At 67.5% G+C, this 11,954-nt stretch carries 11 protein-coding genes and 2 pseudogenes; 11 read left to right on the plus strand and 2 right to left on the minus strand.

The window, feature by feature from the left end:
- Positions 1-62 precede the first annotated feature (62 nt).
- The 11 genes and pseudogenes from B116_RS0101555 to B116_RS24625 form a co-directional block, all read left to right on the plus strand.
- A complete protein-coding gene (locus tag B116_RS0101555) occupies positions 63-2,534 on the plus strand; it encodes an FtsK/SpoIIIE domain-containing protein (RefSeq protein ID WP_027659008.1) in 2,472 nt (823 codons plus the stop codon).
- Positions 2,531-3,202, plus strand: coding sequence for a hypothetical protein (locus B116_RS0101560; protein ID WP_018723233.1), 672 nt, complete (start codon positions 2,531-2,533; stop codon positions 3,200-3,202). The genes B116_RS0101555 and B116_RS0101560 overlap by 4 nt, the downstream gene beginning before the upstream one ends.
- A 62-nt stretch (positions 3,203-3,264) precedes the next feature.
- Complete coding sequence (locus B116_RS0101565) at positions 3,265-3,525, plus strand: hypothetical protein (RefSeq protein ID WP_018723234.1); 261 nt, start codon at positions 3,265-3,267, stop codon at positions 3,523-3,525.
- Positions 3,526-3,550: 25 nt separating this feature from the next.
- Positions 3,551-4,186: a hypothetical protein gene (locus tag B116_RS0101570; protein ID WP_027659009.1), complete on the plus strand. Its 636-nt coding sequence runs from the start codon at positions 3,551-3,553 to the stop codon at positions 4,184-4,186.
- Positions 4,187-4,377: 191 nt separating this feature from the next.
- Entirely contained in the window at positions 4,378-4,809 is a 432-nt protein-coding gene (locus tag B116_RS0101575; RefSeq protein ID WP_018723236.1) for a hypothetical protein, read from the plus strand.
- Positions 4,810-4,904: 95 nt separating this feature from the next.
- Positions 4,905-5,102 (plus strand): DUF397 domain-containing protein, encoded by a 198-nt coding sequence (locus tag B116_RS0101580; RefSeq protein WP_027659010.1) that lies wholly within the window; start codon positions 4,905-4,907, stop codon positions 5,100-5,102.
- A 479-nt stretch (positions 5,103-5,581) separates the two neighbouring features.
- On the plus strand, positions 5,582-6,364 hold the full coding sequence (locus tag B116_RS0101585; protein WP_027659011.1) for a bestrophin-like domain: 783 nt from the start codon (positions 5,582-5,584) through the stop codon (positions 6,362-6,364).
- 112 nt (positions 6,365-6,476) lie between these two features.
- Complete coding sequence (locus B116_RS0101590) at positions 6,477-7,154, plus strand: class I SAM-dependent methyltransferase (protein WP_033667217.1); 678 nt, start codon at positions 6,477-6,479, stop codon at positions 7,152-7,154.
- Between the two features lie 128 nt (positions 7,155-7,282).
- Positions 7,283-8,044 (plus strand): alpha/beta hydrolase family protein, encoded by a 762-nt coding sequence (locus tag B116_RS0101595; protein ID WP_018723239.1) that lies wholly within the window; start codon positions 7,283-7,285, stop codon positions 8,042-8,044.
- Positions 8,045-8,460: 416 nt separating this feature from the next.
- Entirely contained in the window at positions 8,461-9,105 is a 645-nt protein-coding gene (locus B116_RS0101600) for a DUF4360 domain-containing protein (RefSeq protein ID WP_018723240.1), read from the plus strand.
- A 74-nt stretch (positions 9,106-9,179) separates the two neighbouring features.
- A pseudogene (locus B116_RS24625) lies at positions 9,180-9,888 on the plus strand (endo alpha-1,4 polygalactosaminidase); the annotation flags it as partial.
- Between the two features lie 246 nt (positions 9,889-10,134).
- Here B116_RS24625 and B116_RS0101610 read toward each other — a convergent pair.
- Positions 10,135-11,448, minus strand: a complete 1,314-nt coding sequence (locus tag B116_RS0101610) for a GNAT family N-acetyltransferase (RefSeq protein ID WP_027659013.1) — start codon at positions 11,446-11,448, stop codon at positions 10,135-10,137.
- 219 nt (positions 11,449-11,667) lie between these two features.
- Positions 11,668-11,954 (minus strand): annotated as a pseudogene (locus B116_RS0101615) (hypothetical protein); the annotation flags it as partial.

The following is an 11,954-nucleotide window of genomic DNA, read 5'->3' on the forward strand; positions in this document are numbered from 1 at the left end:
GCACCGCGCAAAACGGCGTCTCGGCGCAGGCCCGCGAGGAAGCGCAACGTTTCACGGCCCGGATGCAGCGGCTCGCCGAGGGGCTGACGCCCGGTTGGCTGGGCTGCCGACTGGACGGTTCGGCTGCGGATCTTCCCACCGGCGTGGACGCGGCACTGGGGCGTCCGATACTGATCCGGCTGGGTGACACGACGCCGGTGGCGGGGAGCGGGTTCAGCGTTGTGACGCCATTCGTGGGCGCCGGTCACCTGACGGTCGACAGTGACGCCCGCGATCCGGCGGTGGCGCGCTGGCTACGCGGCGTACTGCTGCGGGTGTTGGCGGCGTTGCCGGACGGCGTGCTTCAGGTCGCGGCGGTGGATGGGGCGACCCTCGGGACCGTTTTCGGTCCGTTCCGCGAGATGGTGGAGGCGGAGGCGTGGCCACGTCCGGCGATCGACCTGGCGGGGTTTCAGCAGGTGCTGGCCGAGGCGGAGGAGCGGATCGAGCGCGCCCAGGGCGGCCAGTCGGTTCCTTCGGTGCTGCTGGTGTGCGTGGCGGCGATGCCGGAAGGTGCCGGGCGTAGGGAATGGTCCCGGTTGGCGGCGATCGCGCACGCGGGACCGGCGGCCGGGGTGTTCCTGCTGCTCGCCGGCTACCCACCGCCGCAACATCCGGGCGGGCTGAACACGGCGCCGCGCCTGGAGGGCACCACTGCGCTGACGGCGTCGAGCGGTGGGGTGTTCGCGGTCTCCGACCCGCCGGGGCAGCACCGGTTCAGCTCGGACGACTCGGGGTTGGCGGTGCCGGTACGGCTGGACGCCGGCCCGCCGGACACGCTGGTGGAGGCGGTCTGCCGCCGGTTGGCGAAGTCGGCTCGGGTGCAGACGGCTACAGACTTCACGATGCTGATGCCGGAGGAGATCTGGCAGCAGTCGTCGATCGACGGCCTGCGGACGGTGGTGGGCCGGGAGGGGCGTACCGAGTGCGTGCTGGCGTTGGACGACGCGACGCCGCACTGGCTGGTGGGGGGGCGTACCGGGTCGGGCAAGACGGTGTTTCTCCTCGACGTGCTCTACGGCCTGGCCTCCCGCTACTCGCCGGACGAGTTGTCGCTCTACCTTTTGGACTTCAAGGAAGGCGTGTCGTTCGCGGAGTTCACCCCGACGGTGGTGGACCCGTCCTGGATTCCGCACGCCCACACGGTCGGCATCGAGTCCGACCGGGAGTACGGGCTGGCGGTGCTGCGAACGCTGTCACGGGAGATGACCCGCCGGGCGACTGAGCTGAAGCGGGCCGGCGTGACCAAGCTGGCCGATCTGCGGACCGGTCGCCCCGATGTGGCGATGCCCCGGCTGCTGGCGGTGATCGACGAATTCCATGTGCTCTTCGAGGGCAACGACGCGGTGGCCCAGCAGGCGGTGGCGCTTCTTGAGGAGCTGGCGCGCAAGGGCCGCTCGTACGGCGTCCACCTGATCCTGGCGTCGCAGACGATCTCCGGGGTGGAGGCGCTCTTCACCAAGACCGACTCGATCTTTGGCCAGTTCCCGCTGCGGGTCGCTCTCGCCGGTGGCGGTGGTGTCCTCGACCAGCTCAACGACGGCGCGGACAACCTGCCCGTCGGCGGGGCGGTCATCAACTCGGCGGCCGGGATTCCGGGAGCGAACCGGGTCATCCGCTTCCCGAACGCCGACGCGGGGTCGGTGGCCACCCAGCGGCACCTGCTCTGGAGTGCCCGCCGTCCGGGTGGCACCCCGCCGACGGTCTTCGCCGGCTACGCCGAGCAGCATCCCGACCAGGATCCCACCTTCGTCGCCCTGACCCCCGACGTTAGGCGACGGCGAGCCCTGGTCGGCCGGACCGTGGCCGTCGGCCTGCCCACCGCGGGTTTCACCCTCGACGCGACCCCGGGCAGTCACCTGGCGGTCCTGGGTACCTCCCCGGTCGGGGCCGACGTGCTCTATGCGGCCACGGCCAGTTTGGCCCGCCAGTACGCGCCCGGCACGGCCCGGTTCCTCATCGCGCCGCTGGTCGCCGCCGCCGACGAGGCCTCCGACGCCACCGTCGAGGCGGTCGCCGCCGCCGGGCACCCGTACGAGACGATCAACGCGACCCAGCTTCGGGCGCGGCTGGCGGAGCTCGCCCAGCCGACCGTTTCCGATGGTGGGCCGACCACCCATCTGGTGATCTTCGGCGCGGATATCGCCAGCAGCCTGCTGGCCACCAGCGACCCCACCACCTACCGCTCGGGGCACGACGAGCTGCGCGACGTGCTGGCCAACGGCCCCACCCACGGTGTCCACCTGCTCGGCTGGTGGCGCTCGGTGAGCCGGTTCAGCAGCGACCTCGGGCCCACCGGCGGCAACGAGGTCGCCTGCCTCGTCGCCCTCAACCTGCCCAGCAACGAGGTCGGCTCCCTGCTCGGCGACTACGCCTCGGAGTGGCAGTCCCGCCCCAACCGCGCGCTGCTGATCGACCGGCACGACAACCGCCGCGCCCTCATCGTCCCCTACGTGCGCCCCGGCACCCTCGACCAGATCGATGAGTACGCATGACTGAGCAACCGGACACCCCACTGCCCCGCGATGGCGGCTGGGCCGCCTACACCGATCACGCCCGCCGCTTGTCCGCCCTGCTGAAGGAGGAACGCTCCCGCGGCGAGCAGCAGGCCGCCGCCAGCCGCGACGGGCAGGCCGCGGTGGACCAGCTCACCCAGCGGGTGGCGGCGCAACGGCAGCACCTGCACCACCTCGCCGCCACCCTGCGCCTACCCGCCCCGCAGTTCGGCCGGATCGCGCCCGGCCCCATCCCGGACCCGGCCGAGGCGCTGCGGCGAGCGACGACCGCCGCCAACGCCGCCGACGCCGCCGCCGAGAACGCCCACCGGCGAGCAGCCCAGCCACCGTTGTTGCCGGGGTTCACCCCGCTGGCCCGCAATGCCCTCGTCTACACCGTCGCGGCGATAGTCGGCACCTTCGCGTCGCTGTTGATGTTTGCCCTCAGCCCCGACAAGGACCTCGGTCGCATCCCATTGCACCTGGTGCCCTGGTCCCTGTGTGGACTGCCCGCGCTCGCCTTCTTCGCCGGCTATCTCACCATCAGCCTCGTCGGGCAGCCCCGCATCGGGGGTGGTGGCACCCGGTCCAGGAAAGTCGGCGGCGCGATCTGCTTCGTCGGCATGCCGATCTTGTGGTTCATCTTCATCGCCGCGACCCGCGGCTGACACCAGGCGCACCTGCGACCGACGGCAGGGCGTTGAACCCCACAACCCAGGGAGGAAAGTCAATGGCCACCATCGGAGACATCAAGGCGGGCCTGGCCCACGGCAAGACTGAGGCGGACAAGGCTCTCGCTCAGCTCGCCGGCGCCAACGCCCAGGTCGACAAGGCCATCGCTGTGCTCCAAGCCCTCGCCGCCGGCACCCAGCAGCCCGCCGTCATGGGCGCTATCGGCAAGCTCACCGCCGCCAAGCAGAAGTTCGGTGAGGGCGCCGGCCTGATCCAGGCCGCCGTCGCACAGACCGAGAAGTACAACGCCGTCCTCTGACACCGAACCCTCGGAAGGTCCCCCGATGCCCACCGTCATCGTCCCCGTCGGCCTCAACCTCGGCCCCTCCTACCGGTACGTCACCCCACCCGACCCCAACCCGGAGTTCTGGGAGGTCCGGCTCGGCAACGACTCCGAGGAGCTCACCGACGACGAATTCCAGGTGTGGGGGCGCGCCTTCCTCGACCCCGAGCGCCATGCCCGCCTGGAGATCACCCGCGAAACCCTCCAACGCGACCTCCTCGCCGCCGGCGCCGGCCCCACCAACCCAGGACCAGTCATCGACCAGCTCCTCGACCGCGGCCTACTGATTGAGTTCGATCCGAACGGGGAGCTGGAGAAGCCGTTCCGTCGCATCAAGCTCCACCCACTCGCCGAAGGGATGGGCAACACCCCCGAAGAACCAGACCGCCGCCACATCGGCCACAACGGCCAGGCACACGTCAAGGTCAACTCAACCATCTATGGGATGTGGGCCTACTCGTCAAGCATCGGATCTCTATGGGACGCGTGTATCGACTTTGAAGCAGGCTCCAAGGAACAACGTGCGGCTGGCGAGGCTATAGCGGAGACCACCGCAGCCGAGGTTGCAGGCGAAACTGCTGGGATCTTGCCAATGCTGATCGCGTCCGGCTGCGCCTTCCTGGATCAAGTTCGGTAGCGTCGATGGCGTGGACGAGAGGGCGCTACCAGCGAAGGCGCACCAGCGATCTAGGTAGACCTGGAGCACGGCAAAAGGCTGCCGGAGCCCTGACCGCCGTTGCGGGCGCTCTCCGTGACACCGCCGTCGAATCGGCGCGAGATGGCATTAGCAAGGCCAGCGAAAAGATCGGCAAGGCAACTGGCGGTGGGATGGCGATAGCGGCCACGGCAGCCGTGGACGCTGCCGGCTACCACCCATCCCCGCTGATTGCGGTTGGCGCGGCCTACGCCGGCATGAAGGCTGGCGGACTCGTCGGTCGCGCGATGAACACCGGGCTCGACCGGATCACTGCCGGACGGGGCGGCGGTGGCCCGATCGACTCGGTCATAGCGGAGTTGATCACGACGCTACGGTTGTTGGAGCAGGTGGGCCGTAGCGTCGGCGATGCCATCGACGCCGTGAACAAGGCCCAGGCCCACTTCCAGAAAGTCAGTCGCGGCGGAGAGAACAACCTTCTCAACAGCGCGGTACGCGCTTGCCGGCAGGCACCCGTTCAGCTTGAGGAGGGTGTGGACAACCTCAAGCAGGCCGGAGATCTCGTCGGAAAGCACCTCGTGGGAGTGGCGAAGACTGGCGGCTGACCGTCCCAGCGGACCAGGCCGCAGCACTGCCAGCCGCCAGCATCGTCGTCGGCCTGTTGACCGGTCAGCAGGGTGGTTCGCCGGCTGGCCTCTGCCTGCCTAACCTCAACGACGCAAACTGGAAGAAGAGCAGCCGTTCCAGCGCCAATGGCCAGTGTGTCGAGGTCGCTGCCCTCGACGGGGCGGTGGCGTGCCGGGACAGCAAGGACCCGAACGGCCCGGCCCTCGCCTTCGGCCGCGCCGCCTGGACGAACTTCCTGGCCGAGACGAAGGACGGGTTCCCGCAGCCGTAGCACCACTGCGAGACCTCCCGTGGTCACCCGGTCGGCGCTGTGGCATTTGTCGTCGAGCGGGTGGCCGGCTGCTCCAACGGAGTGCCCGCTCATCGCGCCGACCGGATTCATTCCGGCTCCAGGCGGAGCGCCGGGGCCACCCCAACGACCAGATCGGCGTAGAGGTCACGTGAACCGGCGTGTGTTCGCGCCACTGGCCGCCGAGTCAAGACCCGTGGGAAACATTAAATCGCCTTCGGCCTTGATTCACGTCTGACAGACCGCCCTCACCGACTCGCACGACCGAGCGAGGCAGCGGTCAGTTCCTTGTCCTCAGGGAAAGTCACTCCTACGCACACCGTACGGCGGTAGGCTTTTGATCGCCTTCTCCCCCATTGACACCTGGGGTGGGCTACCGGAAGACGACCACCATGGCGGGCAGCAGCCACGGGCAATAGCAGCCCGTTCAGGACTTTGCCTCCGCGACAGGGAGTGACCACATGTGGAGCTGGAACCAGCTTATGCCGGGCTGGCTCTTATTTCTCATATTCTTGATAGTATTTCTCATAATCGGCGTCATCGGTATTTGGCTGCTGCGTGGACGAGGTAAAAAGCTGTCCGAAGCCGAGCCCAAGTGGCTGGATCTCAGCACCCACACCGTCTCGGTCACCGGCACCCTCTACGCGCTCCTGCTCGTCCTGACCGCCCTGACCGTGTACGGGACGTACTCCCAGGCGGGCTTGGCGGTCGCGACCGAGGCGGCGGACCTGAAAGCGCTGCACAACGTGGTGTCCGAGTATCCGGAGCCCACCCGAAGTGAGCTCAAGGGCCTGCTGAACGAGTATGTCAACTTCATGGTCAATGAGGCATGGCCGGCCTACCAGCGCGGGGAGGACGTGGATGGCGACCGCGTACTTGAGGAACAGATCTCCCATACCCTTCTCGGCTTCACGCCGAGTTCTGACAAAGATCAGCAGTTGAGCGGCCTCGCCCTGTCGGAATTCGAGGACTGGAGCAAGTCCCGTCAAATCCGAAGCACCTTCAGCACTACCGCGCTTCCCCCAACGCTGTGGTTCACGCTCCTGATCGGCGCGGTGGCCATCATTCTGATGTCCTGCCTCATCCCCACCCGGACGCGTACTGGCTCCCTGGTCCTGGTTTCCGCGATTGCGGGCATGATTTCTCTGCTGCTGTTTGTCGTCGAACGGGTGGACGATCCCTTCCGGGGGTCGATGAACGTATCTGCCGGCCCATACGAAACGGTAGGAAAGACTTTCGACTAAATCTGACAAGGGTTCGCTGTGGCGCCACCCCAGAGGCGGCGCCACAGCTTTGGACGGCACCCCCGCATCGGTTGATGTTGTGCGGCCCTTGAGGTCCGTGGCGCTCGGTGGAATGCTCATCGCCATGGTGGATCTTGACAATCAGCTGGGGTACTGGAACTCCACAGGGACGTCCAAGACCTTCGGGCATCCGGTTGAGCCTTCATGGCTGGAGGGCGTCGATCGCCAGGCGCACATCCTCGACTACGGGTGCGGTTACGGGCGGCTGGCGGGCCAGCTCACCGAGTGGGGCTTCGACAATGTCGAGGGAGTGGATGTCGCTCCCAATCTCGTCGCCCGCGCACGTGCGCAGCAGCCGGGGGCGCGGTTCACGGTTCTTGACGCTCCTCCCCGGCTGGACCATCCGGACGGCAGCGTTGACGTGGTGTTGCTGTTCGCGGTGCTGACGTGCGTGCCGGGCGACGCCGGGCAGCGGGAGCTGGTGGCAGAGCTACGCCGGGTTCTGCGGCCCGGTGGGCTCCTCTACCTCAGCGACCTGTGCCTGCAGGTGGACCGGCGGAATCGTTCTCGGTATCAGCAGTTCGCCACGACGTACGGCAGCTATGGGGTGTTCGAAACCGACGACGGGGCGGTGTGCCGACATCACACAATGGACTGGTTGATCGACTTGTTCGTCGACTTCGATCGGGTCGCCACCCGCGAGGTCTCCGTGCACACCATGAACGGCCGCCCGGCCCGGGCTACCCAGCTGCTGCTCTCCACCAGGCCCTCCGACGTCGCCCACCGATAGCTCGTCCCGAGCGGTGGCTCCAGGCGTTGGCGGGCTCCTGCCATAGTTTCGGCATGGCCTCACCGGACGTCCGCGTGCTGACAGACCCCCGACGAGAAGCCTGGGGGACGGACGGTCCACGGCCAGTCGTGACCTATGTGTGGCCGGCAGCCACCACGACGACCAGTGGCACTGTTCTGCTCTCGCACGGAACCGGCGGTTGCGCACTCGACCTGTGCTGGCTGGCCGAGCCGCTGGCCACGGCCGGCATGCGGGTGATCGGCGTCGACCATCACGGCAACAACTACCGTAGCGGCTACCACGCCGAAGGCTTCGCGCGTTGGTGGGACCGCCCCCAGGACCTTTCGGTCGCACTGGACCACCTCGCCGATGGCGGTCCCGTTGGTGTCGCCGGTTTCTCGCTCGGCGGCTACACCGCCGCCGCGGTGCTTGGCGCACGGATCAACGCCGACATGTTCGGCGCTATCGCCACCGGACGAACGGCGGTGGCGCCACCGCCGGAATACCCGACGCTGATCGACGAACTGACCGACCGAATCGGTGCCGATGACATCGCCGCGTGGATCGCCGAATCCGGCGACGACTACGCCGACCGCCGAGTGAGCGCGGGTCTTCTCATCTGTCCGGCGCAGGGTCAACTACTCACCTCCACCAGCCTGCAGGGCATCACGACGCCCGTGTCGATCTGGTGGACCGGCGAGGACGACCAGACCCCGGCCGAGACCAACGCACTGCACTACGCTTCCTTGATTCCGGGCGCGACCGAGCACTGCGCCGACCCGTCGGCTGGCCACTACGTGTTCGTGCAGGACATGCCCGACGCGGAACGGATCCGCACTCGCCTCGCCAGCGCGGCCGTCACCTTCTTCCGCGAGCAGTTGACCGCGTAGGCCGAGCCATGCCTCTGCAACGAATCAGCCTGGTCGCAGCCGGCCACCGGCCACGTCAAGCGGCCAACCGTGATGAATTTATGTATCATTTCGCAAAGTGCGATGAGGAATCTATCGGTCGAATCCGCCTTACCAGCATGGCAGCGACATAGCGTCCGACCTCTCGTATTGTCGGGGTGGCACGGCGGCGGGCGGATGCGCCAGGACATCAATATGCATTAATTGGGCAATGGTCACTGGTGTGGCGCTAGTTCCTCGCCGAGGCGCCCGTATCCTCATGTGCGCGGTCCGGCTGGCCTCCGAACTCTCCCTACCACTGCCTTTCGGCACGGAACCTGTCTTCCTCTCAAATCCCGGATGGTCCAACGCCAGCCGGTACCGCCGATCACGCACCGAGGCGTACAGGAAGGATTCTCATGTTCAGTTGGCTCGCAACCGGAGGCATGATCCTCTCCCTGCTGGCTCCCACGAACCCGGTGGTGGAATTCCCCGAGCCCGCGACCCCACCCCCAGGTCAGATCGTCATCGATCTGGTTACTGTCAATGGCTCTGGCTGCCCGGCCGGCACTGCCGCCACCGCCATGTCGGCCGACAACACCGCATTCACGGTCACCTACAGCGCATTCATCGCCCAGGTCGGGGTCGGGGCGGAGCCGACCGACTGGCGCCGCAATTGCCAGCTCAATCTACGGGTTCACGTCCCCCAGGGGTTCACCTACGCGGTGGCCCAGGCTGACTACCGCGGCTTCGCCGCCCTAGCGGACGGCGCGTCCGGCGTGGAGCGGGCGAACTACTACTTCCAGGGAATGTCACCCACGGCCTACACGACCCACATCTTCGACGGTCCGCTGGTGGACAACTGGCAGGCCACCGACATCACAGACGTCGCCTCGCTGGTCTGGCACCCGTGCGGCGAGTTCCGCAACTTCAACATCAACACAGAGCTCTGGGCGCTCGCCGGCACCTCGGACACCAGCACCACAACGAGTTTCATGACGATGGACTCGACCGACGGGGCCATCTCCACCACCTACAACTTGGCCTGGAAGACCTGCCCGTAAGACAGGGCGAGCCCACCGGGTGAGCGTCAGTAACGCCCAGCCGGTGGGCCCGCGCCTACGGCCGTCACCACGGTTTGCCACCGGTCAATGCAAAATTTGACTATCAGACCGGCGCTGCCTACCCGCCCCCGCCCGGGGTGCGGGTCGTAAGCCGCGACCGACAGGATCCGATCGCCGCCAACCTCTACCACATCTGCTATGTCACCGCGTTCCAGGTACAGCCCAACGAAGTTGACTGATGGCAGAGCCGGCACGATGACCTCCTGCTCCGCGACTCCGACGGAAACTACGTCGCTGATGGCGACTGGAACGAAATTCTGCTCGATATATCAACCTCGGCCAAACGTGTGGCAATCGCGGGTATCGTCCAGAACTGGTTCGACGGCTGCGCGGGCCGGCTACCAGGAGATCGAACCAGACAACATCGACTCGTACGAACGTTCTACGGGCCTACTCTCCATTCATGACGCGATCGCCTACCTGGAGTTGCTGGCGCCACACGCCCACGAGATAGGGCTCGCCATCGGGCAAAAGAACAGCACCGACCTCGGTACGCGTGGCAGGAACGCCGGACTCGACTTCGCCACCGCCGAGGAGTGTGGGCGCCACAACGAGTGTGACTACTTCACCGGCGTGTACGGCGACAACGTCATTGTCATCGAGTACACCGACAGTGCGTTCGCGAAGGTGTGCTCGGCGGTCGGTGACGAGGTCTCGGTCGTTCGCCGCGACGTCGGCGTCACCGCAGCCGGCAGCGGCACCTACCGGTACGGCTCCTGCTGATCCCGCGTCGTCGTCGCACTCGTCCTGATCGACACCGCACAGGCCTGAACGTGCTCGTACCTCCCGCGCGGCCGGGAACTGCCCTGTTGCAGGCGAAGCACTTGGCCTTCCCGCCGCCGGGGGGACCGGCCGTCGATGACCTCGAACCGTCGTGCCACCGCAGCCACACCAGACGCCTGGATCGAAGACACGCGAGGCAGAATCAGCGTGCGATCTAGCAACAACGCGGCTCAGGATCGTGGCTCGTCAGTTCCACGGCCAGACCCGCACCGGTACGCGCGGGAACGCGGCTGTCAGGAACTGCCCGGTTAGGCCGTCGCGCACGGCGGCGTCCGGCCAGGCATCGAGCACCTCAGGCAGGGTGCGGTGACCAACGGTGAGGTGCAGCAGGGCACCGGGCGGAATGGCAGCATGGTGGCTCGCGTCGGAGCTCGGACCGATCGTGCTCCGTCTCGCCGTCACCGCCGTTAGTTCACCGTCGTCGAACTCGAGGTGCGCGCTCGCGGTGTAGGTGTCAATCACGAGCGTGGATTCGGGCCAACGCAGATCGGCCGACTGCCAGCGGCTGCGTAACAGCGGGGCGAGGCGGGCGAGCAGCTCGACCGGGTCGCCGGTTCGGGCGTACCAGGCTCTGGGGCGCGTTGGTATTCCGGTAGGCCCGATCCGGGCCAGGAGGTGGTCCGGATCGAGCAGCGGACGCACTGCGTGGAACGGGCGCTGGGCCATCGTGGCGTAGCGCCGACCGACCCGGCCGAGATAGGCGTACGTCGCGGCGGCGGCCTCCGGCCAGCGCCCGGCAGGCTCGCAGGTCGCGGCGAGCACGACCAGCTCTCCCGCCGCGTTGAGCGCGGTGCCGTGCACCAGATATCCCTGGACCTGTTCGCCGCGCAGCAGTACGGCGACCTCGCGGCGAACGATAGCCTCCGCCCGGCGGCCCACGAGTTCGTACCGCCAGGCGACGGCGTCGCGTGGGCTGACCAGAGCATCCCCGTCCACCTGCCGTCGGTCGAGGCGGGCGAGGGCGTCCGCGTCGGCCGCGGTAGCGGGGCGGACGGTCCAGGGGCCCGGGTAGACGTCCGGCAGGGCGGTGGCGGGCACCGTGGGTGCACCGCCGTGGGCCAGCGCGTAGTCGTAGCCAAACCGACGGTAGAAGTGGGGAATCCCTTCGACGATCTGGAGTGGCACGCGATCGGTCGCGCAGCGGTCGTGCAGCGCGGCGAGTAACCGTTCGGTGAGCTGGTTCCCGCGATGCTCCGGTGCCGTGCCCACCAACTCGACCTGCATCACCGGCAGCGGAATCCCGGCCAGGTTCCACTCCTGACGAAGACCGACCAAACTGGCCGCCAGCCGGCCGGTGGTGGTGTCCTCCACGACCAGGAAGTCGTCGGGTGTGACCGAAGGATGCCCGCTCAGCAGATCGTGGACCCATGCGCTGATCCCCGCGTGCGGTTCTCCACCGGTTGCCGCCTGCAGTTGAACGGTCGCATGCAGGCGGGCGAGCTGATCGACGTCCGACTCGCGACCGCGCCGAATCCCGTAATGATCGCCTCGGCTACTCATGCCTACGTTCTACCGTCAGATGATCGCTCGCGGTTACTCGCGAGGAAGTGACTCCGCCCACGCCGGGCGCTCGGTAGACCGTTGTAAGAGATCGCTCCGGATCCCCGCACGATCATCGGCGGCAGCAGCGAGACGACTGTTGGCCGGCACCCGGTTTCGGGTGCCGGCCAACAGCTTCTTTCCCCCTTGTACGGGTTAGGTCTGGGGTTGTGGGTGGGGTCAGCTGGTCCAGTGCTCGGCGACGAGGTCGGCGGCCTGGGTCTCCCACTGGGCGTAGTGGAACGGGTAGGCCGACACCTGTACCGTCTGGGCGGCTTCGGTCAGGGGCATGTCCTGCCAGCCCTCGACCTGCTTCANNCCNTCCAGGAANGCGGTGGTGGAGTATTCGGGGTCGGTGATCTGCTCCACCGTGCCCCAACCGGACGACGGGCGCTGCTGGAACAGGCCCTGCGAGTCGTGATCGTTGCGGTCACCCAGGTGTCCCAGGTTCTCCAGCTTCGACTCCT

Source organism: Salinispora fenicalii (assembly GCF_000514815.1).
GTDB lineage: Bacteria > Actinomycetota > Actinomycetes > Mycobacteriales > Micromonosporaceae > Micromonospora > Micromonospora fenicalii.